33 protein-coding genes are annotated in these 26,051 nt (G+C 43.3%); 8 read left to right on the top strand and 25 right to left on the bottom strand.

What is annotated here, in order from left to right; all coding sequences use genetic code 11:
* The first annotated feature begins 228 nt into the window (after nucleotides 1-228).
* Both hemQ and gerQ read left to right on the top strand, forming a co-directional pair.
* Nucleotides 229-978 (top strand): hydrogen peroxide-dependent heme synthase, encoded by a 750-nt coding sequence (gene hemQ / locus J7I90_RS14025; protein ID WP_053536913.1) that lies wholly within the window; start codon nucleotides 229-231, stop codon nucleotides 976-978.
* Nucleotides 979-1,393: 415 nt separating this feature from the next.
* Complete coding sequence (gerQ, locus tag J7I90_RS14030; RefSeq protein WP_214772402.1) at nucleotides 1,394-1,909, top strand: spore coat protein GerQ; 516 nt, start codon at nucleotides 1,394-1,396, stop codon at nucleotides 1,907-1,909.
* A gap of 306 nt (nucleotides 1,910-2,215) precedes the next feature.
* Here gerQ and J7I90_RS14035 read toward each other — a convergent pair whose 3' ends face one another.
* The 3 genes from J7I90_RS14035 to J7I90_RS14045 all read right to left on the bottom strand — a co-directional run bounded on the left by J7I90_RS14035 (nucleotide 2,216) and on the right by J7I90_RS14045 (nucleotide 3,816).
* Nucleotides 2,216-2,584, bottom strand: a complete 369-nt coding sequence (locus tag J7I90_RS14035) for a DUF423 domain-containing protein (protein WP_053536916.1) — start codon at nucleotides 2,582-2,584, stop codon at nucleotides 2,216-2,218.
* Nucleotides 2,585-2,607: 23 nt separating this feature from the next.
* Nucleotides 2,608-2,865, bottom strand: coding sequence for a YwdI family protein (locus tag J7I90_RS14040; RefSeq protein WP_053536917.1), 258 nt, complete (start codon nucleotides 2,863-2,865; stop codon nucleotides 2,608-2,610).
* 270 nt (nucleotides 2,866-3,135) lie between these two features.
* On the bottom strand, nucleotides 3,136-3,816 hold the full coding sequence (locus tag J7I90_RS14045; RefSeq protein WP_214772404.1) for a uracil-DNA glycosylase: 681 nt from the start codon (nucleotides 3,814-3,816) through the stop codon (nucleotides 3,136-3,138).
* Between the two features lie 152 nt (nucleotides 3,817-3,968).
* Between J7I90_RS14045 and J7I90_RS27405 the strand changes: the two genes are divergently transcribed.
* The 3 genes from J7I90_RS27405 to J7I90_RS14055 all read left to right on the top strand — a co-directional run bounded on the left by J7I90_RS27405 (nucleotide 3,969) and on the right by J7I90_RS14055 (nucleotide 5,884).
* Complete coding sequence (locus J7I90_RS27405) at nucleotides 3,969-4,361, top strand: phospholipase D-like domain-containing protein (protein ID WP_251025282.1); 393 nt, start codon at nucleotides 3,969-3,971, stop codon at nucleotides 4,359-4,361.
* Entirely contained in the window at nucleotides 4,358-5,401 is a 1,044-nt protein-coding gene (locus J7I90_RS27965; protein WP_311381007.1) for a phospholipase D-like domain-containing protein, read from the top strand. Before J7I90_RS27405 ends, J7I90_RS27965 begins: the two co-directional genes overlap by 4 nt.
* Nucleotides 5,402-5,536: 135 nt before the next feature.
* On the top strand, nucleotides 5,537-5,884 hold the full coding sequence (locus tag J7I90_RS14055; protein WP_192207294.1) for a YflT domain-containing protein: 348 nt from the start codon (nucleotides 5,537-5,539) through the stop codon (nucleotides 5,882-5,884).
* 76 nt (nucleotides 5,885-5,960) lie between these two features.
* On the opposite strand, the gene J7I90_RS14060 is transcribed toward J7I90_RS14055, so the two are convergent.
* Genes J7I90_RS14060 through mobA form a run of 4 tightly spaced genes read right to left on the bottom strand, consistent with a single transcriptional unit; the run spans nucleotide 5,961 to nucleotide 8,318 of the window.
* A complete protein-coding gene (locus J7I90_RS14060; RefSeq protein ID WP_214772406.1) occupies nucleotides 5,961-6,980 on the bottom strand; it encodes a MoeB/ThiF family adenylyltransferase in 1,020 nt (339 codons plus the stop codon).
* Between the two features lie 24 nt (nucleotides 6,981-7,004).
* A complete protein-coding gene (gene moaD, locus J7I90_RS14065; RefSeq protein WP_214772407.1) occupies nucleotides 7,005-7,238 on the bottom strand; it encodes a molybdopterin converting factor subunit 1 in 234 nt (77 codons plus the stop codon).
* Complete coding sequence (locus tag J7I90_RS14070; RefSeq protein WP_214772408.1) at nucleotides 7,231-7,695, bottom strand: molybdenum cofactor biosynthesis protein MoaE; 465 nt, start codon at nucleotides 7,693-7,695, stop codon at nucleotides 7,231-7,233. Before J7I90_RS14070 ends, moaD begins: the two co-directional genes overlap by 8 nt.
* Before the next feature lie 2 nt (nucleotides 7,696-7,697).
* Nucleotides 7,698-8,318: a molybdenum cofactor guanylyltransferase gene (gene mobA / locus J7I90_RS14075; RefSeq protein ID WP_214772410.1), complete on the bottom strand. Its 621-nt coding sequence runs from the start codon at nucleotides 8,316-8,318 to the stop codon at nucleotides 7,698-7,700.
* 350 nt (nucleotides 8,319-8,668) lie between these two features.
* On the opposite strand from mobA, the gene pdxK reads away from it, so the two are divergent.
* The 3 genes from pdxK (at nucleotide 8,669) to bshB2 (ending at nucleotide 10,734) form a co-directional block, all read left to right on the top strand.
* On the top strand, nucleotides 8,669-9,496 hold the full coding sequence (pdxK, locus tag J7I90_RS14080; RefSeq protein WP_214772412.1) for a pyridoxine/pyridoxal/pyridoxamine kinase: 828 nt from the start codon (nucleotides 8,669-8,671) through the stop codon (nucleotides 9,494-9,496).
* Nucleotides 9,497-9,620: 124 nt separating this feature from the next.
* Nucleotides 9,621-9,968, top strand: a complete 348-nt coding sequence (locus J7I90_RS14085) for a YojF family protein (RefSeq protein WP_034315946.1) — start codon at nucleotides 9,621-9,623, stop codon at nucleotides 9,966-9,968.
* Between the two features lie 100 nt (nucleotides 9,969-10,068).
* Nucleotides 10,069-10,734 carry a bacillithiol biosynthesis deacetylase BshB2 gene (bshB2, locus tag J7I90_RS14090; RefSeq protein WP_034315960.1) on the top strand — a complete coding sequence of 222 codons (666 nt, stop codon included), beginning with the start codon at nucleotides 10,069-10,071 and terminating at the stop codon, nucleotides 10,732-10,734.
* Nucleotides 10,735-10,882: 148 nt separating this feature from the next.
* On the opposite strand, the gene J7I90_RS14095 is transcribed toward bshB2, so the two are convergent.
* The 18 genes from J7I90_RS14095 to J7I90_RS28260 form a co-directional block, all read right to left on the bottom strand.
* On the bottom strand, nucleotides 10,883-12,088 hold the full coding sequence (locus tag J7I90_RS14095) for an MFS transporter (protein ID WP_214772415.1): 1,206 nt from the start codon (nucleotides 12,086-12,088) through the stop codon (nucleotides 10,883-10,885).
* 18 nt (nucleotides 12,089-12,106) lie between these two features.
* Complete coding sequence (locus tag J7I90_RS14100; protein ID WP_214772416.1) at nucleotides 12,107-12,526, bottom strand: MarR family winged helix-turn-helix transcriptional regulator; 420 nt, start codon at nucleotides 12,524-12,526, stop codon at nucleotides 12,107-12,109.
* A gap of 332 nt (nucleotides 12,527-12,858) precedes the next feature.
* On the bottom strand, nucleotides 12,859-13,947 hold the full coding sequence (locus tag J7I90_RS14105) for a PQQ-dependent sugar dehydrogenase (protein ID WP_251025283.1): 1,089 nt from the start codon (nucleotides 13,945-13,947) through the stop codon (nucleotides 12,859-12,861).
* Between the two features lie 28 nt (nucleotides 13,948-13,975).
* Nucleotides 13,976-14,842, bottom strand: a complete 867-nt coding sequence (locus J7I90_RS14110) for a Cof-type HAD-IIB family hydrolase (RefSeq protein WP_214772418.1) — start codon at nucleotides 14,840-14,842, stop codon at nucleotides 13,976-13,978.
* Between the two features lie 155 nt (nucleotides 14,843-14,997).
* Nucleotides 14,998-16,116: a PRK06851 family protein gene (locus tag J7I90_RS14115; protein ID WP_053536930.1), complete on the bottom strand. Its 1,119-nt coding sequence runs from the start codon at nucleotides 16,114-16,116 to the stop codon at nucleotides 14,998-15,000.
* 89 nt (nucleotides 16,117-16,205) lie between these two features.
* Nucleotides 16,206-16,682 (bottom strand): Cys-tRNA(Pro) deacylase, encoded by a 477-nt coding sequence (gene ybaK, locus J7I90_RS14120; protein WP_214772618.1) that lies wholly within the window; start codon nucleotides 16,680-16,682, stop codon nucleotides 16,206-16,208.
* 219 nt (nucleotides 16,683-16,901) lie between these two features.
* Nucleotides 16,902-18,446 (bottom strand): gluconokinase, encoded by a 1,545-nt coding sequence (gene gntK, locus J7I90_RS14125; protein WP_214772419.1) that lies wholly within the window; start codon nucleotides 18,444-18,446, stop codon nucleotides 16,902-16,904.
* 338 nt (nucleotides 18,447-18,784) lie between these two features.
* Entirely contained in the window at nucleotides 18,785-19,051 is a 267-nt protein-coding gene (locus J7I90_RS14130; protein ID WP_214772619.1) for a GntT/GntP/DsdX family permease, read from the bottom strand.
* Nucleotides 19,052-19,241: 190 nt separating this feature from the next.
* A complete protein-coding gene (locus J7I90_RS14135) occupies nucleotides 19,242-19,940 on the bottom strand; it encodes an ATP-binding protein (protein WP_214772420.1) in 699 nt (232 codons plus the stop codon).
* Nucleotides 19,937-20,431: an ECF transporter S component gene (locus tag J7I90_RS14140; protein ID WP_214772421.1), complete on the bottom strand. Its 495-nt coding sequence runs from the start codon at nucleotides 20,429-20,431 to the stop codon at nucleotides 19,937-19,939. The genes J7I90_RS14135 and J7I90_RS14140 overlap by 4 nt, the downstream gene beginning before the upstream one ends.
* A gap of 2 nt (nucleotides 20,432-20,433) precedes the next feature.
* Entirely contained in the window at nucleotides 20,434-21,018 is a 585-nt protein-coding gene (locus J7I90_RS14145; RefSeq protein ID WP_214772423.1) for a cob(I)yrinic acid a,c-diamide adenosyltransferase, read from the bottom strand.
* A 14-nt stretch (nucleotides 21,019-21,032) separates the two neighbouring features.
* Nucleotides 21,033-21,497: a bifunctional adenosylcobinamide kinase/adenosylcobinamide-phosphate guanylyltransferase gene (locus tag J7I90_RS14150; protein ID WP_251025285.1), complete on the bottom strand. Its 465-nt coding sequence runs from the start codon at nucleotides 21,495-21,497 to the stop codon at nucleotides 21,033-21,035.
* The gene (locus J7I90_RS14155; protein WP_214772425.1) at nucleotides 21,413-22,030 is read right to left on the bottom strand and encodes a histidine phosphatase family protein; all 618 of its coding nucleotides are present in this window, start codon (nucleotides 22,028-22,030) and stop codon (nucleotides 21,413-21,415) included. Before J7I90_RS14155 ends, J7I90_RS14150 begins: the two co-directional genes overlap by 85 nt.
* On the bottom strand, nucleotides 21,988-22,779 hold the full coding sequence (cobS, locus tag J7I90_RS14160) for an adenosylcobinamide-GDP ribazoletransferase (protein ID WP_214772427.1): 792 nt from the start codon (nucleotides 22,777-22,779) through the stop codon (nucleotides 21,988-21,990). Before cobS ends, J7I90_RS14155 begins: the two co-directional genes overlap by 43 nt.
* Nucleotides 22,776-23,351 (bottom strand): bifunctional adenosylcobinamide kinase/adenosylcobinamide-phosphate guanylyltransferase, encoded by a 576-nt coding sequence (locus J7I90_RS14165; protein ID WP_214772429.1) that lies wholly within the window; start codon nucleotides 23,349-23,351, stop codon nucleotides 22,776-22,778. Before J7I90_RS14165 ends, cobS begins: the two co-directional genes overlap by 4 nt.
* Nucleotides 23,324-24,397, bottom strand: a complete 1,074-nt coding sequence (gene cobD / locus J7I90_RS14170; RefSeq protein WP_214772431.1) for a threonine-phosphate decarboxylase CobD — start codon at nucleotides 24,395-24,397, stop codon at nucleotides 23,324-23,326. Before cobD ends, J7I90_RS14165 begins: the two co-directional genes overlap by 28 nt.
* Nucleotides 24,372-25,337, bottom strand: coding sequence for an adenosylcobinamide-phosphate synthase CbiB (cbiB, locus tag J7I90_RS14175; protein ID WP_214772433.1), 966 nt, complete (start codon nucleotides 25,335-25,337; stop codon nucleotides 24,372-24,374). The genes cobD and cbiB overlap by 26 nt, the downstream gene beginning before the upstream one ends.
* Nucleotides 25,334-26,050 (bottom strand): adenosylcobinamide amidohydrolase, encoded by a 717-nt coding sequence (locus J7I90_RS28260; RefSeq protein ID WP_483861563.1) that lies wholly within the window; start codon nucleotides 26,048-26,050, stop codon nucleotides 25,334-25,336. The genes cbiB and J7I90_RS28260 overlap by 4 nt, the downstream gene beginning before the upstream one ends.
* Nucleotide 26,051 lies beyond the last annotated feature (1 nt).

The raw sequence follows: 26,051 nt of genomic DNA on the forward strand, positions 1-26,051 counted from the left end.
CTTTTTAGATACGTTTCCCCCATTTTTTCTATATTTAACCATCCGGTAAAATCCATTGTCGTCTTCTTTTAAGAATACTCCAGCAGTCAGGTAAATTCCAGCCCTCCGCAAATTTGAAAATTACAGAAACACCGAAAAACAGTGATGGTGTTTGCGGGTTGATATAAATTTCCTTATACTGAAACTATGCTATATTAAAAGTTATAATAAGACTTAGGAGTGATTGTAATGAGTGAAGCAGCACAAACACTGGACGGCTGGTATTGTTTACATGATTTCCGCCTGATCGACTGGGCTTCTTGGAAAACGTTATCAAGTGACGAACGCCAATTGGCCATCTCGGAATTCCAAGGTTTACTGGATAAATGGAATATGACTCAAAGCGACAATGAAGGCAGCCATGCCCTATATTCCATCGTTGGTCAGAAAGCGGACTTCATGCTCATGTTTGCCCGTCCGACCATGGAAGAATTGAATGCAATCGAAAACGAATTCAACAAAACGAAGCTTGCCGAATATACAATTCCCGCTTATTCATACGTTTCGGTCGTGGAATTAAGCAATTACTTAGCTGGCGGAGATGGTGAGGACCCATACCAGAACCCTCATGTTCGTTCCAGACTTTATCCGATACTGCCAAAAGCGAAACATGTATGCTTCTATCCAATGGACAAGCGTCGTGATGGCGATGATAACTGGTATATGCTTTCCATGGAAGAGCGCAAAGGCTTAATGCGTTCCCACGGCTTGATTGGCCGCAGTTATGCGGGTAAAGTAAAACAAATCATTTCAGGTTCTGTCGGTTTTGACGATTATGAATGGGGCGTGACTCTATTCGCAGATGATGTCCTTCAATTCAAAAAATTAATCTATGAAATGCGTTTTGATGAAGTGAGTGCACGCTACGCTGCATTTGGCTCTTTCTTTGTAGGCAATATCCTGCCTGAAGAAAATGTATCTTCATTCCTATACGTTTAAGACGAAGGGCTTCCGGTTTCCGGAGGCTTTTTTTCCGTCCGCCCCTTTTTATTTTTTCCCCGGCTGTGGAATAAATCCAATCCCCATCCCATACATTTTCAATAGTGATGAATTTATTTTTTCACAGTCCCATTCAGCTTCAGGAAAATTGATCAAGGCAATTCCTGACTCCAGCGAGGTGAAGGAACGTTACTTCTATTCATTAGCCGGCAAGAGGATATGGCTTTTATCATGAACGGCAGCCGTTATGTATCGCTTAACATTCATTGTGGTTTTTTAAGCCACCCGGGGATTGTCCAGAAAACATATACAATACTACCGGTCGCTATAAATCGCACTGTTTCTCCCAGTCCACACTCTCGGATTATCCAAATTCCACAGCATCAACTAAACCTTGAATTCAGGAGGGAATGCAATGTCACAAAATAATCCTTATGGTAATTACCCGTACGGAGGAAGCCCTTATTACCCCTATGAAAGTAATGAGCCTGAACTAAGGCAGCAGAATCCTAACCAGCAGCAGGGTTACCCGCAGCAAGGATACCAACAACCGCCATACCAGCCACAACAGCCCACTATGGCCGGCACGCCACAACAAATGCCGATGCAGGTGAGTCCAGCCACTTCCGGACCGCAGATACCTGGCATGCTTCCGGTCGAACAATCATACATCGAGAACATCTTGCGTTTGAATAAAGGGAAATTAGCCACTGTTTATACAACGTTTGAAAACAACAAGGAATGGAATGCCAAGATCTTCAAAGGAATCATCGAGGCTGCAGGACGCGATCACTTAATCATAAGCGATCCTCAAACGGGAAAACGATACTTAATCCCGATGGTATACTTAGATTATATAACGTTTGATGAGGAAATCGAATATGAATATCCATTCGGGGGCGCTGGGCTTACCACCTATTCCCCAAGGTGAAGGAAATTCAATAAAGAAGAGCCTCGGAATCCATTTGATTCCGAGGCTCTTCTTATATTGGCATGACTTTTTCCAAAAAGATCGATCAGCTCAGTTTGTAGAGGTTCGGAAAACATTCCACCTTCAACTCATCAGGTATGGTTTCTATCTATATGTAATAACAAAGTTGATTGGAGAAAAAGGTGCGAGCCCGCCTCTGGATAAGCGAGTGCCTGCAGCGGTAATGTCCGTGCAAATTGTACAATCCATAAAAAAAACTGCAGGCAAACTCGATTTCTTCGAATTTGTCTACAGCCTCAGCTGACCTTACAAGTATTTATACGCAGCAATGATCATTAAGACCCAAGCAACCAAGAAAGAAACTCCGCCAAGCGGTGTGATGGCACCAAGGACTTTGATTTGCGTAACGCTTAGAACGAATAGGCTTCCGGAAAATAGGATAATTCCTATTAGCATAAGCCAGCCGGACCAGTTGATCAGCGGACTATCAATTTTCCCAGCCAATAAACCGAGCACCAATAAACCCACCGCGTGGAACATTTGATATTGAACAGCGGTTTGCCAAGTTTCCAAATATTTATCAGGAATTTTCCCTTCCAGTCCGTGCGCACCGAATGCACCAAGTGCCACTGCAATAAACCCATTCAATGCACCTAATATGATGAACAGTTTCAATTATTTCGCTCCCCTTCCCTAATTTAAAAATCGAACAAGGACTCCCCATTGGCCTCATCCATTTTAACCGGTTCTACATTCGGTGTAGCCGACATGACGGGCTGGGTCAATGTGATTGGCTTCTGTATGCTGATGTTCGCAGCTTTTTCATCAACCATCACTTCACAAAGGGACTTAATGGCCATAACATACCCTTGCACCTTATCCTCTGAATTTGCCTGTTTCGCTTTTAAAACAAGCTCTTCGATTTTATCCAACATTTGTCTTGATGAAATATCCAACTTTACCACCTCGTCTATATACAGGTCAAAACTATCATAACTAGCATAGCAAAAATCAGAGAAGAAAACACCTTGCATATTTCCTACCTTTTAATTGGCTTTGCTTGGAATTTCAAGCATGGCTCTCCTGAAGAACGAAAGACATCAAGAGAAGGCTGGTTTGATGTTTTGAATTGAAAAGCACGGCAGCCTTTTGGAAAACTCAGATCCCAAGTTATATAGAAATGACGGCACGCCATACAATTCACCCGTTTCGTTCTATTGCCGATATCATCGGTTCGGGATTTTCCAATCAATTGGAGATTCCCCCATTTCCATCAGCAATTGATTTGTTTTGGAAAATGGTTTGGTGCCAAAGAAACCACGGGATGCCGACAGCGGACTCGGATGTACGGACTTAATGATTTTGTGGCGGGCTTCATCAATCAAAGGGATTTTGGTTTGAGCAGGTTTCCCCCACAGGATGAATACAACCGGTTTCGGGCGGTCATTCAATAGGCGGATAATTTGATTCGTAAAGATTTCCCATCCTTTTCCGCGGTGTGAGTGCGCCTCTCCCTCACGGACAGTCAAGACGGTATTCAATAGAAGCACTCCCTGTTTTGCCCATTCGACCAGGTAACCATTATCCGGTACATCATAGCCAAGATCGGTGTGTAATTCTTTAAAGATATTTCTTAATGAGGGCGGGATGCGCACCTCCGGCTTAACTGAAAAACTAAGGCCATGTGCCTGACCCTCGCCATGGTAAGGGTCCTGTCCAAGGATGACAACCTTTACATCTTCAAAAGGAGTATAGTGAAGCGCATTGAAAATATCGTCCTGATCCGGATGAATGACTTGCTGACTGTACTCTTGCTTTATGAATTCCCATAGCTCCTGGTAATATTCTTTTTTGAACTCCTCTTTCAATAGAGGCCACCAATCATTTGTTAAAAACTGCTTTGCCATCTGCCACAGCCCCTCTCCGCTTTTTGAAACTATATTATATCAAACTTCATCGCCTTGCCTTTTTCCATAGATTACGATTTATGTTTCTATATACCCCAAAAAGGGGAAAATAGAAAGTTAGCAAGCAAATTAACCATGTTGGAGGCTTTCCTATGAAAAAGTGGTACAAAAGAAAACGATTTTATCTGCTTGTCAGCTTTTTGACCGTCATTGCAATCGTCATTGCCTATAACAGCTACAAGCCGCTTCCCGATGGCATTTCTTATGAAGGGAAAGTTCATCATGTCGAGGATATCGATTTCATCTATGACCTTTCCTATCACGATGAACAAGGGAATCTGCAACATGAGCAGCGAATTTTCCAAACCATAAATCAAGCCATAGAAGAGGCTGATTCTTATATCGTAATCGATATGTTTTTGTTTAATGCTTTTTATGATGAAAAGATAAACTTCCCGAAGTTAACCGAGACGCTGGGGATAATCTGGTTGAACAGAAGAAAAAGAAACCTGACCTCCAGATTATATTCATTACTGATGAAGTGAATACTTCCTATAATGCCTACCAGTTAGAGGCATTGGAAACGATGAAGAAAAATGGAATTGATGTCATTGTTACCAACTTGGACCGCCTCCGGGATCCGAATCCTCTCTATTCAGGTGTGTATCGGACCTTTTTCCAATGGTTCGGTGAAAACGGGAAAGGCTGGATCGTCAATCCAATGGCTAAAAGCGCACCAAAGGTCACCTTGCGTTCTTATCTTAGACTGATGAATATCAAAGCCAATCACAGAAAAGTGGTCGCGACTGAAAAAACGGCCATCATCTCATCTGCCAATCCTCATGACGCAAGTGGATTCCATTCCAATATTGCCTTCCAGATGGACGGGAATATAATCGGCGATTTCGTTAAAGCCGAGGAAGCCGCTTCGAAATTCTCGGGAGGACCAAGGTCATTTCCTGATTTCAAGGAGAAATCAGCAGATAAAGGGCCAATATCGGTACAACTGCTAACGGAAGGAAAAATCAATAAACATGTCCTAAAGGCAATTAAGGATGCCGAAAATGGTGACAAGATCCATCTTGCCATGTTCTACATTGCCGATCGCGAGGTTGTCGAGGCATTAACGGATGCAGCTAAACGGGGTGTGAAGATTGAAATGATATTGGATCCGAATCAAAACGCATTCGGAAGCGAAAAAATCGGGCTGCCCAATCTTCCGGTTGCCGCCGAATTCGAAAAACTGGGGGATGAAAACATCTCGATCCGCTGGTATAAAACAGCTAAAGAACAGTTCCATACAAAATTGATGATGATCCAAAAAGCTAATGAAACGGTCATTCTTGGAGGATCGGCTAATTATACTTCACGAAATCTAGATGACTATAACCTTGAAGCGAATGTTGAAATCCATGCTCCAAATGATGGGGACGTTTCCAAGGATGTCGACAGCTATTTCCATAGACTTTGGACAAATCAAAACGGAACATACACGGTGGATTACAGTGAATACCAAAAGAAACTGCCTGTCTTCAAATACTTGACCTACCGCATACAGAAGGTATTCCGCTTCACCACTTACTAAATATTTTCTGATATAAATGTTTAACAGGGCCCAATTGAGGTTATATACTACTATAGCCAATCAACAACTGTAATAAGCAAGATTCCATTTACCTATATTCAAGAAAATCTTAATAAAATTCAAGGAGGAGTTTATATGTATCAAGTACATGTAGTAGAAAACGGTTTACAAGCAAAGGAAAAAATCGATGAATTAGTTACGTCAGGTTATACGAAAGACGATGTATATTTGTTTGCCCATGATAAAACCCGTTCTAAACACCTTACCGAGAATACAAATACAGAAGATGTAGGCATGAAGGAACAAGGTTTCCTTGATACCGTCGGAAATCTCTTTAAATCTCGCGGAGATGAACTTCGTAATCGAATGAGCAACCTTGGCCTTAGTGATATGGAGGCAGAACGTTACGAGGAAGTACTTGACGAAGGAAAAGTAGTCATCGTTGCTTCCAAACAAGATAACAAAGACGGGGTCACACACTAAAACCCGTACCATTACCCTATATGGATTCATAAAAAAGCGAGGACCCAAAACCTGGGGCCTCGTTTTTTTATGATCATTATCCCAGGATGCTTTGGTACGCGGCCTTTGCATGGACCATATCCTTCGTACCGTGAATCAACGCCCGGCCATCCTTGAAAATGACGATACGTTCCCCAGCTTTTTCACAGGAGAGAAGAAATGGATTGAATTTCACCAAATAACCGCTGCCGTCCAGATCTTTGGCTAATTTTTCGAGTTGCAGTTCCAGAGGTTTTGGCGGTCTTACCTGTACAGTGTCCCTCCCGCAAAGAACAGCCGTTTTCGTTGCATTTTCCATTGTTAAAAAGGGGTATGTCCTTTGCTCTCCGCATGAGAGACAATCTCTCTTTTTCGCTTTTGTCAATTTAACGGTTTGGTATTGATTTCTCCACAGATCAAAAGAAACAAGTGCAGGCCGTACCGATTCCCAATCTTCAACAAGGATTTTCAAAGCCTCGGCAGTTTGGTGTGCCACTACCATCGTAACAGCCGGTGATATGATCCCTCCTGTGTCACAGGTCATTCCTTGAATCGGGATCGCTTTAAGCAAACAGTGCAAACATGGAGTCTGCCCGGGAAGGATCGTCAAAGTCATGCCCACGCTCCCCACACAAGCTCCATAAATCCACGGAATATGAAGCTTTTGTGATAAATCATTAATAATCATCCGTGTCTCAAAGTTGTCGGTTGCATCCAATATCAAATCAACATCACCAAGCAGCTGTTCGAGATTCTGGGCAGTTGCGTCCATGATGATCGCATTCACCTCAACTTCATGATTGATATCCAATAAATGACGCTTTGCCGCCTCTGCTTTTGGCAGTTTCTCCGCGACATCCCGTTCCGTATACATTTGTTGGCGCTGTAAATTACTGGTCTCGACATAATCCCTGTCGACAATGGTAAGCTTCCCTACTCCTGCACGAGTAAGGGCCTCGGCATTAGCAGATCCCAAAGCCCCTGCACCAAGAAGCAAGACATGCTTGTTCATAATCTTCAATTGGCCCCCTTCACCAACGGGTGCGAATAAAGTCTGCCTTGAATATCGCTCTTTCACCGTGATCCCTCCCTTCCGGATCCTTCACCCTCCACTTACTGGCGGAATGAAAGCAACTGTATCTCCATCAGATAAAATCGTGTCATCATCGGCAAATTCCTCATTGACCGCTGTCATCACGGTTTCAAGACCTTCCAATTTAAAATCCACCTTCATCTTTGCTTTTAGCTGGGCAACACTCACTCCATTTCCTTCTATTGAAACAGTCTCTTTGCCTAGCTCATCTTTCAAATGGGCAAATAAAAGTACATTAATCATCAATATCCCCCTCTTCCGGTTTCCCTGATGGATATGGAACGGTTTCCAACTGGTTTCCTACCCATGTCTCCCCATCTTCCCAGTGTTCTTTTTTCCAAATCGGGACGATTTCTTTAATTCTTTCGATCGCAAACCTATTCGCCTCATATGCATCATTTCTGTGCGGCGTACTAACGGCAATAACCACTGCGATATCCGTGATTTCAAGTTTACCTACACGATGGGTGATCGCCGTTTCTGCATCAGGCCAACGCTCCTTGATCTCAGATCCGATTTGCTCCAATTTCTTGATGGCCATCGGTACATACGCTTCGTAAATTAGGAAGAGGGTCTTTTTTCCTTCCGTCATTTCCCTCACTGTACCAATAAAGGTCGTGACGGCACCTGCATTTCGACTGACTACTTTATCAATCACTTCCTGGATGACAATCGGCTCTTTTGAAATATTATAATTCATGTCTACCATCCTTTATATAATTCAGTTTGATCAATATAATCTGCCTTTTGATAATCTTCCCTCGTATTCATATTGAAAAAAAGGTAGTGAAATTGTTCAGGATTCTCGCGATATAACGTAAAGTCGGTTTCTTTCATGATTTTCACCGAGATCTTTTCCAAGAATAGGCTCATTTTTAATTCATGCTTTAATAAACACTCCGTCAGTACAGGAAGACACCTTTTATGGTAAACCGCAAAAAGCGGCTGGAGCCTGCCATTTATTTCTGGAATGACAGCATCGAATCCAGGTTCATAATGGGTAATGATTTCCTTGATGGCAGCTGCACTCACAAACGGCATATCGCACGCTGCAAGGAACTGAAGCTCCGTTTTCGATGAGGTCAGCCCTGCATGCAATCCGCCAAGAGGTCCTTGATCTTTATGTAAATCCGGAATGAGCGGAAGTTGCAGAAAATGATATTCTTCAAATGTATTCGTAATGACCATAATGTTTTCTGACACCTTTTTCAATTCGGATGCCACTCTTGAAATGTTCACAATGCCGCCTACGGTCAAAAGTGCCTTATTCACTCCCATACGGCTTGATTTCCCGCCAGCTAAAAGCAACATGGTCCATTCCATAGAAATCAACCTCCCTTTTTGGGTTTAATCCAGCATCGAACGGAAAAGCTATACTAAATGTGTCTCCACTATATTTAAATATATTAAATCAAATTTGAAAATAATGACACTTTCACAACCTTTGCTTTGTCCATCAAAAGATGGAAGTAGGGGCTGACATCCATCCAATTTCCTTAATTACAGGTTCGAAAAATGACTTATGCGAGGCGATTGCCCTTCCTTCGCCAAGACACTCATATTAGGCTGAAAACTAAGTTTTACATAAAAGAAATTTTGGTATATTCTAAAAATAGGATATTAACTGGTATGCTGATAATATCGATATCTAATTCTCCTGAGGAGGTCACATAATGACTATGAAAAGAGCTATGACGGTTGCCGGATCTGATTCGAGCGGCGGCGCAGGTCTTCAAGCAGATTTAAAGACATTCCAAGAATTCGGCGTTTACGGTATGTCCGCTTTAACGACAATCGTGACGATGGATCCGAAGAATGGCTGGGCCCATAATGTATTCCCTACACCTGTCGAAGTTTTGGAAGCCCAAATCGAAACGATTCTATCAATAGGCATTGAAGCCATGAAGACAGGAATGCTTGGATCAGTGGAAATCATTGAACTTGTTGCCCGTAAAATAGATGAGTTGAAGCTGGACAAAGTCGTAATCGATCCAGTTATGGTATGTAAAGGTGAAGATGAAGTATTGCACCCTGAAACGGCTGTAGCACTGCGCGAACTGCTTGTTCCACGTGCAACTGTAGTCACACCTAACCTGTTCGAGGCCGCTCAGTTAGCGGGAACTGCTCCTATCAAGACGATTGATGATATGAGGGCTGCAGCTGAAAAGGTTCATGCACTTGGTGCAAAATATGTCTTGATCAAAGGCGGTAATAAGCTTGATCATGATAAAGCCATCGACCTTTTATATGATGGACAAGAATTTGAAATCCTTGAATCGGAAAAAATCGAAACGACCAATACACATGGTGCCGGCTGTTCATCTTCTGCCGCCATCGCAGCTCAATTGGCTGAAGGGAAAAGCCCGCGTGAGGCTATCCTCATTTCCAAAGACTTCATCACCGAAGCGGTTCGCCATTCTTGGAAAATGAATGACTATGTCGGACCCGTCAATCATGGCGCATACCATAAATATGGGGTTGCGGAAAAAACACAAAAATAAAACATCAAGTTTAATGGCCGCTCAAATTCATCGAGCGGCCTTTTTCGCTTTTTTTGTTTTTATCTAGTAAAATAGAAAGAAGGAAAAGCTTATCTAGCCGCCCAGTTAAGGAGGAAATTATCGAATGAAACCTATAGACCGTACAGAGGTGCAAAATGCCATTGATTCTTTCGCCGGACAAGATGTATATCTTCACCTTGAAACGACAAATGGCGCCTATGCCACTCATGTAGATGAAGCTTTCTTCTCGGCAGGTGCTTATATTCGTAACGCTTTTATTCAGTATGAACATGGCAAGATAGTTGGGGATGGACCCTATCGCATCGGCTTGAAGCTCAATATTGGCTGGGTATATGCAGAAGGCGTTAACCACTTCGAAATGGATGAACAGGGGAGATTGCTATTGGCAGGCCTTGATTTTTCCGGAAAGCTTGCTGTCTCCATGCAGCTCAGTCCCACTCCCTTTGAATGATGACAACTTGCTTGATATATATCATATGATGATTCCGATGAAAACTCCCATTCACCGATAAACATACTTACTGTAAGTAGTACGGAAGGAGAAATATACCTTGGAAAAAGAACGCCATGTATTAGTTATATTCCCACATCCCGATGATGAAGCCTTCTCGGTCTCCGGAACGCTTGCCCTTCATAGAGAAGCGGGCACTCCTGTCACCTATTTATGCTTAACTTTAGGAGAAATGGGACGTAATTTAGGAAACCCTCCATTCGCAACAAGGGAATCACTTCCTAAAATTCGTAAAAAGGAATTAATCGATGCTGCAAATGCGATTGGCATCCAAGATTTACGCATGCTTGGATTGCGTGATAAGACGATTGAATTCGAAGATGATGAAAAGCTGACTTCATTATTTACCGATGCCATCAATGAATTAAATCCATCATTGATCATTACGTTTTACCCAGGATACAGTGTCCACCCGGATCATGAAGCGACAGCACGGGCTGTAGTTCGGGCCGTGGAAAGAATGGAAGAGAAAGAGAGACCTAAACTTCATTGTGTCGCCTTCTCGAATAACTGCATTGACGAATTGGGACAGCCCGACATCGTCCATGATATCACTGCCGTCGAAGAAAAAAAGGTAGCCACATTCACTGCCCACCGTTCGCAAACGGAAGCAATGGTGATCGATTGGAAAGAGAAATTCGAGAATCAGGATGCAGATTTCCTTGACTGGATCCGCAAAGAAAGATTATGGACCTATAAATTTTAAGAAAACCGCCAATAAGGCGGTTTTCTTTGTTTAGGCATAAAAAAACGCCTGTGGATTACAGGCGGAGAAAAGGGGGATACTTTGGAAAATCAATCATAATATAAGCATCCCCAAAATTTTTCTTTTTATACAATCCTATTGAAAAAATTTAGGCAGACAAGCGTTCCTCATGCTGCATTTTCACTCTTGCCGATGCTTTTTTCCCATGTGCCAAGTAATAAATGCCAATAAGTACGAATGCAAAAACCGACATTCCCATGAATAACCCTTTGAACCCTGTAAATGGAATAAGGAATCCCAATAAGAATGGGCCAACACCAATACCGAAGTCATACATTGTAAAAAATGTGGATGTGGCTAATCCCATCCGATTTGATGGGGCTTCCTTGATGGAAATCGCTTGACAGCTTGATTGGAATGTACCGTACCCCACTCCGATCAAGGCGCCGGCAATCAGGAGCGTGATACCATGATGAGATTGACTGAGGATGACCATACCGACGGCAAATAGCAAAAGCGATGGGTAAATAACTGCATTTTCCCCCTTCACATCAAACATCCGTCCTGTAAACGGACGGGACGCCAAAAGGAAAACAGCAAAAACGACAAAGAAGAAGCTCGCCGCATCCATTAAATCCATTTCCTTCGCAAAAGACGTTAAATAGGACAAAATGCTCGAATAGGTAAATCCGGCAAATCCGATAAAAATGGAAATGGGCAGTGCCCTTTTTTCAAAATAATCGCTGATTTTAAATCCTTTTTGTGGTGAAGCTCCGCCCTTATCCCCTTCAGGCACATTCATGAATAATGATGCAACTAAAGAAAATGCGGCAAATAAGGAGGCTGCATAGAAAATGATGGAGTAACTGAAATGCTGTGTAATCAGCAATCCAATGAACGGACCGAATGCCATTGCCAAGTTGGTACTCATGGCAAAGTAACCTGTACCTTCCCCGCGTCTTTCATTCGGAATGATATCTGCAGCAATCGTGCCAGTTGCCGTAGTGGCAAGGCCAAAAGCAAAACCGTGAATAAGCCGATCGACTAATAAGAGGGATAAACTATTCACCAGGAAATATCCAATTGATGCAATCAGGAATAGAACCAACGAGCCAAGCAACATCTTTCTGCGGCCGATCTTGTCAATTTTTTTCCCTGCAATCGGTCTGACAAGCACAGCCCCAAGAACAAAAATACTTGAAGCAAGCCCTGCTTGTGCTTGCGAAGCATGAAAATTATCCATCGTATAAATGGTCAATGTCACCATCAGGACATAAAAAGTTAAAAATAGAAAAAAGTTCGCAGACGAAACAATCAGAAAGTCTTTCGTCCACAATTTCGGTTTGTGATTCATTTCAATCCTTCTTCCTTACTATTGTTTTAATTTTTCCTTCAGGAAAATCAACGTTCGTAACGTTGCCTCCCGGTCTTCTTCAGCCAAACCGCTCATTAATTGAAGTTCAAATTCCTCAACTACCTTTTTGGCCTCTTGATAAGTCCTTAAACCTGACTCCGTTAACTGTATTCTCCGTTCCCGTTTATCTTTTCCTGGAACTTGTTCAATCAACTCAAGTTCTTCCAATCGGTTTACCGTCCTGGTTACCGTCGGTTTCTCCACATCTAAATAAGTGCTTATATCAACAAGCGTAGAACAGCCGAACTGACTTAGATAATATACAATCGACCATTGGGAATGATAAAGATCAACCTTGGCCAATTGTTCATTTAACTTTTTCGTAAATGACCTTGAAAATTGTAAGTTATGATGAAAAAAACCATTTTGAAAGGACAAAGGTATTCCTCCTGTAAAGTAGTTACCTAGGTAACTATACACCTATTCATTAAAAATGTCTAGCCCTCAGGAAGAACGAAAATAATCGTAGACACTGTTTCCTTAGCTTCTCCACGACTTCCAAGACAAAAAAATCCCTTTTTCAGTAGATTGGGGATCTTACTCGTGAGTTTCACACTTTTACTCGTGAGTTTTGCGCTTTTACTCGTGAGTTTCACACTTTTACTCGTCAATTTCGCGCTTTTACTCGTGGGTTTTGGGGCCATACACAAAAAGGAAACCCCGCTAGCGGGGTTCCCGAATATATACTCCATTTCTTCTCACTGATAACATCAAGGCATATTTAACCGAGATAGCGACAAACGATATAGCTTATCATCCTTTTCACCAGGATTTCCTCGCCCGTCCGTATTGTTGCTTATGAAATATATGTATTCTTCATCAACGAATACATCACGTATCCTTCCTGAGCCCGTGATGATATTGGTCAGTTTTCCGCTCTTTACATCGTAACTCTTTAGCGCTTCGCCCCTTAAGGCTGCAAAATACAGCTTTCCGTCAAAATAGGCCATGCCTGAAGGAGCCCATGTATTTTCACCGGAATGAATCAATGGTTTTACCATATCCGGTTTTTGCTCATCGCCCTGTATGTCTGGCCAGCCATAGTTCTTACCCGGGTCAATTTTATTTAGTTCATCGTGAGCCGAATCTCCGTGCTCACTTTCATACAACTGTCCTGATTCATCCCAAGCCAGACCTTGTGGATTGCGGTGACCGTATGAATAGACGTATGAGTTCCCGAAAGGATTATCTTTAGGAATGGTGCCATCCAGGTTCAGGCGCAGAATTTTCCCGCCTAAAGATTCTATGTCCTGTGCGATTTCAGACTTTCTTGCATCACCTGTTGCTGCATATAGCTTATCATCCGGTCCAATCTTGATCCTGCCGCCATGGTGGAAGTCCCCGCTTGGTATTCCGTCGATTAAGGTCCCCATCTCCTGCCAAATATCATCACTTTTTTCTAAAATGACGATGCGATTGATGGAATCCCCGCCCTCTTCATAAGTATAATAGGCGAAAGCTTGCCCGCTCTTAGAGAAATCGGGAGCTAGCAAAAATCCAAGCAATCCAGCTTCCGCTTTAGCTGACAATGTCTTTTTAAGATTGACCTTTTGCCGTGTCATCTTATTCTTGTCCCATTCGACGATGGTTCCTGTCCGCTCTGACACATACATTGTGTTCCCATTCTTCTGAATCGACCATGGAGCCTGCAGGTTCGTTACCAACACATCCGGATCTTCCCCTAATGCGCCTGTCACTTCTTTGTCAGGATTCGGCCTGTTTTTGCTTTCGTCATCATTCCTGTTGCAACCAGTTAAAAACAATGTAGCCATAAGGAAAAATAAGAGCAATTTTTTCAAAGGTCTTTTCCCCCTTTGATTCATGAGTTTAATAGGCTGACTGTTTAAGTACCTTTAAAATGGCCTCCGCGACGCCTGATTCATCATTATTTCCTGTTACTTCATCGCACAGATTTTTAATTTCGAGCGGGGCATTTCCCATTGCGACAGACAAACCTACCCGTTCAAACATGGATACATCATTATAATTATCCCCAATAGCCATGGTTTCCTGCATCGAGCCGGATTTTCCATTTACATATGTTTCAAGTGCCGTACCTTTTTGAGCCGTTTCACTCATGATTTCTACATTTTCACGTCCTGATGAAGTGACTGTAACTCCTTGTCCTTCCAATTTCGCAGCAATTTGATTTAATAAAGTTAAATCCTTTGAGAAGCTGAGAATTTTATAATATTCCTCATTCGAACGGCTGAATAACTCGGAATAATCGGAAATGGAAGTTACCTGCCCCAGCTGTAAACGCTGCTCTGCAAATTTTCGCATACCCTCAGGGTCAATGTCGGGATTGGCTGTAACGAATACATCAACCAAAACAGATATTGCGTTTTCATAGTCTTTGGAATAAATCCCCTGACTCGTATATATTTCGAAATAAATCCCTTGTTCTTCGAGGAATCCAGCGACCATTTTAGCAGTGGCTGCTGACATTGGTTTGGAAGCGGCAATCTTCCCTTCCTCCGTGAAGAGGGCAGCACCATTTACACAGATGACAGGGCAAACGATGCCTGCTTCATCTAAAGCGAACCTCGCTTCCACATAAGATCTTCCAGTAGCAATGATCACTTCCACTCCCTCGTTTTGCGCCCTCTGGATTGCTTGTTTATTTTCCTCACTGACCTTTTGCATTTTGTTTAGCAATGTTCCGTCCATATCAATCGCAATCGTCTTTATCAATTCAATCCGCCCCTTTTTTTCAATATAATCCCTATTTTAACCGAAAGGGCGTGGATAAACACGTTTAACAAACCCGTATATATTCTTGGTGTGGCTTCGGGGATTAAAAAATATAAATAAACTGCGCCTAATTAAGGCAGGCGCAGTTTATTTTCTTAATGTAGAATCGTTTTTCTATCGACATCTTGAGCCCGTTCAGTAATCTGTTCATTGATGTCTTTTTGAATATCATCGATGGCTGTAAAATCCATTGCTTTCACATAAATCTTTTCGAGTTCGTCATGAAGCTCTTTTGCCTTAGCCAGATTTGCTGTCGCTTCATTCATTTTCGTGCGGTACCTGGTGGAAACATCCTTTAATTGATCGGCATATATTTCATCTGTTCCAGGCAAAATGGCCGTTTTATATATATCAATGATTTCATCCCCTCCACAACTAGGGAAATATTCATGAGGCGATGTGCTGTCAAAAATGGCGATCCCCACCTCCCGGACGATTACCATGTCCAAGCTATGCGGATCGAAGCCACAATGATATATTTCCACATCAAAGCCCCTTTGCTCCGCAGCCTTTGCAATCTTCTTCAGCATCGTTGATTTCCCTGAACCTGGACGACCCTTTAAAAAGTACCGTTTTTGTATTCCCTCAGTAATATTGGGGATGAAATCAACTGCACCCGTTGGTGTAGCTGCACCTAAGAATCGGTGACGAACATCCGACTTCTTATTAAGGACGATATCTCTATAAAAGCTTTCAATCAATTTATTGGTCAACCCATTCAATTTTGCGAAATCAATATTTGACTTGTAAATGTCTTCCCATTCATCATGTATCTTTAATGCTTCAGCGAATAGGGCATATGCTTTCTCGAAACTCTTGCTTCTCGCATTCGTCAACTTTATGATGGCCGCTCTTTCAGAAGCCAGCTGCTGGGAATCCCAGGCAGCCCCAAGATTGACATATTCCTCAATCGCCCCTGGTGCCTTCGGTTCAATCACATGCGGCGCAGTCCCATCCACGATACCGATTTTCAAAGCCGGTATGATTACTCCATCAATGGAATCATTATCGGACGAACAATGTAAATACTCGATGTCATAGTCTTTATCCAGCCATTCTTGGCCGATTTTTTTCATAATGGTCGATTTACCGGAACCAGGTCCGCCTTTTAATATGAATAATCTTTCCAGACCTTTTAAATTTGAATCATATAAACTATAAAAACCTTTAGCCGTATTGCCTCCAGCAAAATAATTCATCACTTTTCCTGTCACTTTCACACTCTCCCTCACAATAAAAATGTGATCTTCAAGACAGCGTATGAAGAAAAGGCCTAATAGGTGAATACCTAAAGGTAAACAATTTATTTTATTAGGGCTGCAGGTTCCGCTTGTGTGACTTCCAGGAATTCTGACGGTTTTAAAACGATCTGTGTACCGATTTTCCCCCCACTTACGATGATTTCAGTCAGGTTTGCTGCACTTTCATCGATAAAGGTCGGGTATTGTTTTTTCATTCCGATCGGGGAACAGCCTCCTCGAATGTACCCTGTGTATTTTTGCAGATCTTTAACCGCAAGCATTTCAATTTTTTTTGCACCTGCGGCCTTCGCTGCTTTTTTCAAGTCCAATTCGGTAGCTACAGGAATGACAAATACGTAAAGCTGCTGCGGTCCGTTATGGGTGACAAGCGTTTTAAAAACGGTTTCTGGCGCTTTTCCAATCTTGTCAGCAACAGTGATCCCATCAATTTTTCCATCGCGGGCATCATAACTCATCATGCCATACTCTATACGTTTGTTATCAAGAATTCGCATTGCATTCGTTTTACTGGCTCCCATAAGAAAATTCCCCTTATCGTTTTCTTCCATCTTACCATTATAATTACCAGGCAAAAAGAAAAGCACAGTGCTTATGCATCTGTGCCTTTAGACTATAGACAAATTCGAGGAAAAGCCTGTCTGCCTCAGTTTTTATTAATAAAAGTTCCAGTTGTTTTCTGTGAATTCCGCCCTCTTTTTTTCGACAAATTGAAGCACAGTGCTTATTCATCCTAAGAGTCATTCTAAATGGCGTCTTTGGAAATCCGCTATCCTCTTGTAGTCACCTTCCAATTGCCTGCTCAAGGATAAATAAATCGACATCAATTCCTCATACACTTTAACGTTCTCTTCGATCGGGACAAGTTCATTCGTTTCACCAACCATACCCTCAACCTCATAAAGGCTTTCGATTTCGCCTAAAGCATATAATCCAAGAACGGCGGCACCTAAGCTCGAACTCTCGAAGCTTTCTGGGATTGTCACGTTTTGATTGAATATATCAGCCATGATTTGGCGCCAGAGCTTCGAACGGACAAATCCGCCGCTTGCATGAATCTTCTCGGGAGCACCAGTCAATTCCTTTACGGCTATAAGGACACTGTACAAGTTATACATCACACCCTCCAGTACTGCCCGGACCATATGGTCACGAGTGTGATGAAGCGCCAGTCCAAAGAAGGAGCCCCTTGCATCGGCACTCCATAATGGTGCCCGTTCCCCTGCCATATACGGATGGAATATCAACCCATCAGAACCAGGTGCAATAATAGAAGCCATATCCGTCAGAATCTCATAGGAGTCCTGTCCCGAAGCCTTCGCTTTTTCGATTTCCACACGGCCCAATTGATCGCGTGCCCATCGGAAGGTGATTCCCCCATTGTTGACGGGTCCGCCGATTACCCAATGATTCTCAGTAAGGGCATAGCAGAATGTCCGGCCTTTGGGATCGGTAAGCGGCCTGTCACTGATGGTTCTTACCGCACCGCTCGTTCCGATTGTCACTGCCAGAACGCCAGGCTTGATTGCGTTTTGACCTAAGTTGGCAAGCACTCCATCACTCGCTCCAATCACAAACGGTGTACCAGCATGAATGTTCATTTTTGCAGCTAATTCCTCACTTAAGCCTGAGAGGATATGCGTTGTAGGGACAAGCATCGGCAGCTTATCAGCCCCAATTCCAGCAATGGTGAGTGCCTCTTCATCCCAATTCAGGTCATTCATGTTGAACATGCCCGTTGCAGAAGCGAGTGAATGATCCATTACATACTCATTGAAAAATTTATAGATGATGTATTCTTTAATTCCTATAAATTTGTCCGTTTCGTTAAAAATCCCGGCATGCTCATTTCTTAACCACATTACTTTCGTGATTGGGGACATTGGGTGAATAGGTGTTCCCGTCCTGTGATACAATTGCATTCCCTGTTCTGAAGCCTTCAATTTCTCCGCATAGGCAACACTTCGATTATCCGCCCATGTAATGCTATTCGTAAGCGGAATGCCGTCCTTACCCATTGCGATCAAGCTATGCATCGCCGAACTGAACGATATCAAGCCCAGTTCTTGCTTTTCTATTCCGCTTGCAATCATGACCTCGCCAATTGCTATGATGACCGCTTTATATATTTCTTCGGGCTCTTGTTCCGCAACGGAAGGAGTCGGACTGTGCAGAGGATATCCCCTTGAACAAGATTGGACAACTTCCCCCCCTTTTGTAAAAAGAACAACTTTCGTACTCGTCGTGCCAATATCGATCCCCATCATATAACCTGAATGTTTCATATATACATCATGCTCCTTTCTCTTAAACAATTGAATTCAATAGTAAGATTAGGATAAGTGAAACGACTGAGATAATCATTTCCATAACCGTTCAAGACTTTATCGTTTGTGCGACTGCCGACCATCCTAAATCTGCTCCATTCACATGTGATGGAGCAATGGACCAGAATTCACTATAACACCAGGACAGCAGATATGATCGGCAGGCAGCTTAATATTTATCATGGCTGTAACGAGCCAGCCCAACAATATCAAAGGATGTCGCTAGACTGACCTGCAATGGCTTCATTCATCAGCTCTTGCCATACATTTTTAAATGCACCGCCCGCTCCAATAATCTAGATGATGAAGGCAGCGGACATGAATTGGTTTTGCACCCCTTTATTAAAACCTCTAGCGCAACCTAATGCAAAGAATGAAACCATGAGGCGCAATGATTTTTTTTCCGATGAAATCAACCCATCATTCCATGTTGAATCTTCACCAAAGGTCCGATCAACATTACCAAGAGTATTACCTACCCCTGTCTGAACAGCATCTGCAACATCCCGAATATCCATACCTGTGATGATCCCTAAAGTGACGGAAGTGAGCAGTAACGCAATATATGGGTTTCATTTTACTTTGGCAGGATAAAATCGGGCAACAAGCCCGCCTATCCAAATAAACCAAACATCTTATTCAAGCTTTCACTCTAAATAGGATAAGGAAACCATCAAGGTAAGATCTCATGAAAAAAGCATCGAACCCGTTCATTATGAACTAAACTCGATGCCTGATTCAGTCATGAATCGATCAACCGCCAATAAAAAGAGGACCGGATCTTTGCTTGATTTCTTCCTCAAGTTGTTCAGGATAGGCAATGAGGAAGCAGGTGGATGGTCCTGATGATTTTTCAATATCGACTTTATTGCTTATATGCACAGAAACACCTTCACCACTTTGATCCAGATGCTCCCATTCATACGCTATCCCTTTTGAGCCGACTGGAAGTGCCTGAACACCTTCCATTTCACATAAGCTTTTATATAAAGATAATGGCGCGACCCACTCTTGCTGTTCCATTACTTCTTCGCCAACGAGCGGCCTGCCGATCAGAGCGATTTTCCGTAAGGGCTGTTGCTTTTTAACACGTTCATTCACTCGTTTACCAATCACCATAAGACCAAGTGCTGACTGAAGAAGCGGCATGTTACTTTCTGTGCTGCCAGTGATGGGAAGATCCTCCATTCCCAATTCATTCATCCCCTTCCTGACACCCCTGGTCAAGTCCTCCCAGGCTTCATCGCCGCAGAAATTATTTAGAACGACGGATACGGGGATTCCGCCAACGCCCAGGCATTCCATGACGGCAACCCGAAAGGAATAATATCCAACGACCTCATAAGGGACATGGACAAGATCTTTTTCCTTCAGTCCGATCCCGCCGCTATTGTCACTTGAGACGATCAAGGAATCTGATTCGGAAAATGGCAAAATCAATGAATCACTCATTCTGCTAATCCATCTTTAAAAATGATTTTTTTCAAAACAGGCTCCAAGCGCGGCAATAAAAGGACTGCCAATACTATATTTACCGCCGTCGCCACCGTTAAGCCCGGAACCAATAACGTGTAAAAGCCAGGGCTGATCAGAAATGCGAAAGGCAGGGCCAAAACGAAGGCATTACTGATAAAGAAGAGAAAAAATGCGCCTACTTTTTTCCCTTTTATATATAAAATGCTAAACAGCCATGTCAGGACAGCCATTTCGACCATGATCAAAAAATGGAATGGACCAAGTGTCATGCCGCCGATGAACGCTGAAATGATATGACCAAGCCCAGCAACTATAGCTCCCGATACCGGGCCAAGTATGACAGCCGCCAAAAGGGCCGGGAAACTATCCAAAGCGATGCTTCCGATCGGTGAAGGAATTTTAATCATTGCCCCTACCGCCGATAAGGCGATGAATATAGCAATTGCACTAATTTTTCTTACGTCCATGTTTACTCTTTTTCCTTTCTTTTCCCTCCTCGGAACACATTTGCGCTGCGGATATATTCCACATCTTTTACACCAAGACGGAAATTGATCACACGTGCAACAGCAAAGAAGTAATCCGACAAACGATTTAAATATTGAAGTGATAATGGTGAAACGGCCGCACCCGACTTGATCAATGAAACGACCAATCGTTCTGCCCTTCTTGTCACGGTTCGGGCAATGTGAATCGTTGCAGCCGCTTTTGAACCGCCAGGCAAGATAAACTTTTCCAGTTCCGGCGCTTCAAGTATGAAGGCATCTATCCGTTCTTCCAAATAGGTAATGGTCTCTTCCGTCAGCTTTTGCGGGGCTTTCTCGGAAACGGTTGCCAAATCTCCTCCGCAGTCAAATAACTCATGCTGGATTTTCTCTAGATCTGCCAGTACATCCGTAAATATCGCAGGATCCAATTCTGTCACCGCAAGACCGATATAGCTATTCACTTCATCCACCGTTCCATAAGATTCAACACGAATGTCATCCTTGTCAAGCCGACCTCCGATTACGCTGGTTTGTCCCTTATCCCCTGTACGTGTATAGATCTTCATCCCAATTACCTCCTCTACTTTATTCGCTGGTTAATTCCATACCAGATGATATCAACGCGCTTTGATATGGATGCTACATCTTGATAGATCCATCCGCAGGCATCGCGCCATCTGCGGTCTCTTGCTTCCATCGGGACAATTCCCTTGGAAATATCAGAACCGATCACAATGCAGCTGTGTTCATCCCTTTCTTTCTCCCATATTCGCCAATCAGCCATGATTTCCTTCCATCTTTTTCGAATCGAATCTGAATCCATCTTTTCTGCATCTTGTTGAATCCATGCATCCAAACCTTGCAATACAACTGTCCTGCCTTGGAAATCAATCAATTCCGGCTGTTCTTCTCGATAACCGGATAACCAAAGGACATCTTTTTCCAAACCATACAATTGCTTTACCCATTTAGTTTTCCCATTATAGGCGCCTCCTGTAACAAAGTGCAGCGTTCTCCCCTCCTTAAGCTGTTCCGGTCTTCCCATATCAGCTCATATCCCCTGCCATGGGAAATTCCCCAATCAAAAAAGGACTTTTCCTTCGGGGCATAGCGGACCAATAAATCACGAATTACCCCTCCATGGGTCATTAGGGCAAAGCGGTTTTCCTTACAGGCAATCAATTGTTTCCAGCCATTATTCACACGTTCGGAAAATGCCGGATAACTTTCGCCCCCAGGCACCAGTGCCTCCATGGGACGTTCCAGCCAATTAAGATAATCTCCATCTGTCTTCAACTCATGATACGTCCGCCCTTCCCAACTGCCGAAGTTCATCTCACGGAACAAAGGGTTTTTGATTGGAACTGCATGTGGAAACAGCAGGCGTGCAGTTTCCACACATCGGGACAAATCACTGCTGAAAATTTTTTCATACTGTGGGTACGAGCCCCTTAAGCCCAGTATTTCCTTTTCTCCTTCTGTACTTAATGGAGAATCCGTCCAGCCTAAATAGGCCTTTCGTTCATTGGCTACTGTCAGCCCATGGCGAAGTAATGTAATAGCCACAATATCAGCCATAACCAAAGTTCAACCCCTTCCACGGATGCCCCCAGGACATCCCCCGTTATCCCACCGAACCAACTGACGATTTTACGTTTTATATAAACCAGGAAAAACACGGCAGCCAGACACATGATGAAAAATAAGGGGACAAGCTTAAAATCAATGATCCAGGCGAACACCAGACTTACAAGAAGGTACAGCCAATAAATGGGCAAACTGCTTTTCATCACTGCACTTTGAAAAAAGGCACCGAGCCCCTCCTTTTTAGCGAGCGGCATCCGGATGAGTAAATAACCCATCACACATTTGCTTAAGAGCGGAAGGGCAATGATCAAGAAATATGTCCATTCATTTACCCTTTCAACAATTTCATAGATAAATAGAAACCGTGCGGCCAATAGGACTATGACGGAGATGACACCGAAGGCACCTGTCCTGGAATCCTTCATGATTTCCAATCGCCGCTCTTTATCCTGATAGGAAAAAAAAGCGTCACTTGCATCGATCCAGCCATCGAGATGCAAACCTCCCGTTAATGCCATGGTCAAAAACCAAAGGAAAAAGGCAATCGAAAGCGATGACAAGGGGGTCCATTCCACTAGTGCATACAAAACGCCGCCCAATATCAAGCCTAGCAAAAGACCTACTAATGGAAAGGTTTGAATGGCACGGTGAATATATTTCTTCTCCATCGGAAGCTGTTTCTTTATTGGAAAGACTGTAAAGAACTGCAGGTTAATTAAAAAACCGATCACTCCGCTCATTCCTGCATGCACCCTTTCTTCCGCAATGGAATTCCCGCTTCCACTAAATAGGCTTCATCGGCCATCCCGACGATCGTTTGATGAAGCAACCCCAGTGTTTTTCCGTATATATGAAGGAAATCATCCTGGAAAATCGGTTCCTGTACCAATTCATTGCTCACGACTATTAAACAATTGGATTGTTTTTTTATCTCATTGATTCCGGTTATTATTTTTGAAAAAACGCTATTTAAGAATTCTTCTTCAAGCGGAAGGCCAGGACCAAATAGTTCGTTATCAAGCAGGGTTGTCAGACAATCGAGCAGAATTATGGAATCCTGATCAATATCCGCCCCTATTCTTGTAATATCCGTTGCGTATTCGGAGGTCTTCCACGCAATCGGGCTGCTTTCCCTATCTTTCCGGTGCCTAAGGATGCGTTCACCCATCTCAGCGTCACTGACTCGGCCACAGGCGAGGTAATGCAAGTTCCCATCCATCTGGAGTGCATACTCCAGGGCTTTTCTTTCCGCGAAGCTGCTTTTTCCAGAACGGACACCCCCGGTTATAAAACAGAGCCTTGCTTTCTCCACTGTCTTACCCCCTCCATCAGTGCTTCGTTATCATGTTCACTCTTCACTGCAAACCGAAGCCACCTTCCATCCAAGCCCGGAAAATTATAGGTATGGCGCGGTACGATTCCTTTTTTCAGCAAAAAGGGGAAAAGGGATAAAGATTCATCTTTCACCAAATAAAAATTAACTGTGCTATCGGAGACATCCAACCCCTGCTCCTCATAAAACGGGAATAGTCTTTGCTTTTGCCATGCAATATAGTCTCTTGTTTTTCTCATATAGGCTTCTTCTGCAAGACAGATTTTCCCTACTTCAAGTGCCACATGGTTGACGCTCCAATGCGGTTTATAATTCCTTACCCGTTTTATGATGTCAGGTGACGCAAGCAAATAGCCTAGTCTCAAACCGGGGATCGCAAAGATTTTAGTCATTGATCTTAGTATGAGTAAATGTGGAAATGCATGGATTAAAGAAGCATAGCTAAAGGCATCCTCCGTGAAATCATAAAAAGCCTCATCCAGGACAACCAGGCAATCCGCTTTTTGGCATTCAATGATCAATTCCCTAACTGTATCCCGCTTAAATGAAACTCCAGTCGGATTATTAGGCGTACATAAGAAAATGGCATCGTATTCGGGTAATCTTGGAATCAATCGTTCCAAGTCCAATTGCCACCCAGGAGCATCAAGCTGGTGAAAATCGACCTTACATCCTGCTGCCAAACAAGCTTCAGCATATTCCGCAAATGCCGGCTGTATGATCAGCACCCTTTGATTGGCTAATCCGTTCGCTACCAGCATGATGATTTCAGCACCACCGTTCCCCATCAAAACGGATTCCTTGGGAAGTGCTTCTTTTTTTGCAATTGATTTTGTCAGTTCAATGGCATGCGGATCTGGATATTGAAGGATTCCTTCGAAAAACTCAGACCACTGTTCCTTTATGCGTAAAGGCGGACCCAATGGGTTGATGTTGGCACTGAAGTCGAGAACCGATTCAGGCATTTCGATTTCCAGCGCTTCATAAAGATAATGAGGATTAGAGCCATGAGAAGGTAACGTCAAGAGTAATTCCCCCTAACCATAGCATCAGCAGAAATAGAAAAGATGACCGATGCATGATGGTAATCGTTTGTGGTATATGTTTTGCTTCCAATCGAACAAGCGGAACTCCCATCCTCGCACGGTCGGAAACAATTCCTTTGTACATGTTCCGACCTCCAAGCTGGATTCCCAAAATGGCCGCAACGCCTGCTTCACACCACCCGCTATTCGGGCTTGGATGTTTTTTTGCGTCATTGAATAATATCTTCCATCTGGCGCCGAATCCATGATAGCCGGATTTCGAGCTCAGCAACATCAGGAATCCGGTGAGGCGGCTGGGAATCCAGTTGACGATATCATCGAGTTTAGCTGAAGCCCAGCCGAATTGCCCATATTTATCATTCTTGTACCCTACCATGGAATCGCAGGTATTAATCGCCCTGTACACCATCGCGAGCGGCGCACCGCCGATAGCTGCCCAAAATAATGGCGCTGTAATCCCATCACTGGTATTTTCCGCTACGGTTTCCACGGTGCCCCTGACGATTTCTGGTTCATCAAGATCAGCCGTATCACGGCCAACGATATAGGAAAGCTTTACCCTCGCTTCAGGGAAATCCCGTTCATTAAGCGGAAGGCAAACATCCATCCCAGCTTGCTTCAAGCCCTTCTGAGCTATCGTTGTGGAAATGACAACAGCTTCCCAAAGGATACCTGCAAGCGGATGGATTAGATAAGCCAAATAAACGGTAAGAAGTGTAATCAATAACACCGCCGATAGGACGATGATCAACATGAAGAGCCCTTTCCGTTTCTTATATGCCCCTTTATTGAATGCCAGATCCAACTTGCTGATCAGCGTTCCTATCCATTTGACTGGATGCGGCCAATTTGGCGGATCTCCAATTAATAAATCAAGGAAAAACGCCAGCGTAACCGCAAAAAGATGATGATAAATCATAATTCCTCAATCCGCTTCCGATTATTCTTCAATGCTTCCACTGTACAATCATATACACCGCGACTGATCAGCTTCCCTAACGGAGTGATGGTGCCTGCATATTGAAGCTTTGCCCCTCTTTGAGTTGCCGCAATCAACATGCTGTCTGTCGATGTTCCTGTTGCACAAGTATTTGTCACCTTATCCATGACAAGCAAATCATGAAGCGCTTTTACTTTTGCTTCGGTCGCAGTCACTATACTGTGGATATATGCCTCTTCTGCCAAATGCCCATTTACGAATATCCATGTATTTATCGTTCCTGGAGCGGAACTCCAAGAGTGCCGGTCAGCTAATGAAGCGTCGATGGCATTCCCCACACCGGCCGTCACAATGATAAAAACCGAGAAATCTTCAGCTCTTAATAGCCTGAATGCAACCGTATCGAGAAAGACAGCTGTCATCATCCCTACCGTTTCCTGAGGCTCAAAACCATGAGCTGTTAAATAGTCGGCCATTTCAACATGATGATCCTCGCAATCATAACCATGATGGACGTGCCTATTCACAAAATACTTATGCCAGCCCGTCCCTGAACCAGTCACTCCAGAAGACATCGTTCTAAGCGGGATCGGAGACTTCAATTGAATCATCTCAAATCCGACTGTCAAATAAGAATCATCAATTTCCAACGGGATCGTATCCTGGCCATGCTTTTCCGGAACGATGAACATT

Source organism: Bacillus sp. ISL-57 (assembly GCF_018613135.1).
Classification (GTDB): domain Bacteria; phylum Bacillota; class Bacilli; order Bacillales; family DSM-1321; genus Peribacillus; species Peribacillus frigoritolerans.

Coding starts and splice junctions, on each gene's coding strand:
- J7I90_RS14095 (WP_214772415.1), bottom strand. CDS start 12,088: ATGAATCACAAACCGAAATTGTGGACGAAAGACTTTCTGATTGTTTCG.
- J7I90_RS14135 (WP_214772420.1), bottom strand. CDS start 19,940: ATGAGTGATTCATTGATTTTGCCATTTTCCGAATCAGATTCCTTGATC.
- cbiB (WP_214772433.1), bottom strand. CDS start 25,337: ATGATTTATCATCATCTTTTTGCGGTTACGCTGGCGTTTTTCCTTGAT.
- ybaK (WP_214772618.1), bottom strand. CDS start 16,682: ATGGGAGCCAGTAAAACGAATGCAATGCGAATTCTTGATAACAAACGT.
- cobS (WP_214772427.1), bottom strand. CDS start 22,779: ATGAGCGGAGTGATCGGTTTTTTAATTAACCTGCAGTTCTTTACAGTC.
- pdxK (WP_214772412.1), top strand. CDS start 8,669: ATGACTATGAAAAGAGCTATGACGGTTGCCGGATCTGATTCGAGCGGC.
- J7I90_RS14140 (WP_214772421.1), bottom strand. CDS start 20,431: ATGGACGTAAGAAAAATTAGTGCAATTGCTATATTCATCGCCTTATCG.
- J7I90_RS27405 (WP_251025282.1), top strand. CDS start 3,969: ATGAAAAAGTGGTACAAAAGAAAACGATTTTATCTGCTTGTCAGCTTT.
- gntK (WP_214772419.1), bottom strand. CDS start 18,446: ATGAAACATTCAGGTTATATGATGGGGATCGATATTGGCACGACGAGT.
- J7I90_RS14045 (WP_214772404.1), bottom strand. CDS start 3,816: ATGGCAAAGCAGTTTTTAACAAATGATTGGTGGCCTCTATTGAAAGAG.
- hemQ (WP_053536913.1), top strand. CDS start 229: ATGAGTGAAGCAGCACAAACACTGGACGGCTGGTATTGTTTACATGAT.
- J7I90_RS28260 (WP_483861563.1), bottom strand. CDS start 26,050: ATGTTCATCGTTCCGGAAAAGCATGGCCAGGATACGATCCCGTTGGAA.
- J7I90_RS14150 (WP_251025285.1), bottom strand. CDS start 21,497: ATGGGAAGACCGGAACAGCTTAAGGAGGGGAGAACGCTGCACTTTGTT.
- J7I90_RS14145 (WP_214772423.1), bottom strand. CDS start 21,018: ATGAAGATCTATACACGTACAGGGGATAAGGGACAAACCAGCGTAATC.
- J7I90_RS14155 (WP_214772425.1), bottom strand. CDS start 22,030: ATGGCTGATATTGTGGCTATTACATTACTTCGCCATGGGCTGACAGTA.
- gerQ (WP_214772402.1), top strand. CDS start 1,394: ATGTCACAAAATAATCCTTATGGTAATTACCCGTACGGAGGAAGCCCT.
- J7I90_RS14055 (WP_192207294.1), top strand. CDS start 5,537: ATGTATCAAGTACATGTAGTAGAAAACGGTTTACAAGCAAAGGAAAAA.
- mobA (WP_214772410.1), bottom strand. CDS start 8,318: ATGGAATGGACCATGTTGCTTTTAGCTGGCGGGAAATCAAGCCGTATG.
- J7I90_RS14085 (WP_034315946.1), top strand. CDS start 9,621: ATGAAACCTATAGACCGTACAGAGGTGCAAAATGCCATTGATTCTTTC.
- J7I90_RS14070 (WP_214772408.1), bottom strand. CDS start 7,695: ATGAATTATAATATTTCAAAAGAGCCGATTGTCATCCAGGAAGTGATT.
- moaD (WP_214772407.1), bottom strand. CDS start 7,238: ATGATTAATGTACTTTTATTTGCCCATTTGAAAGATGAGCTAGGCAAA.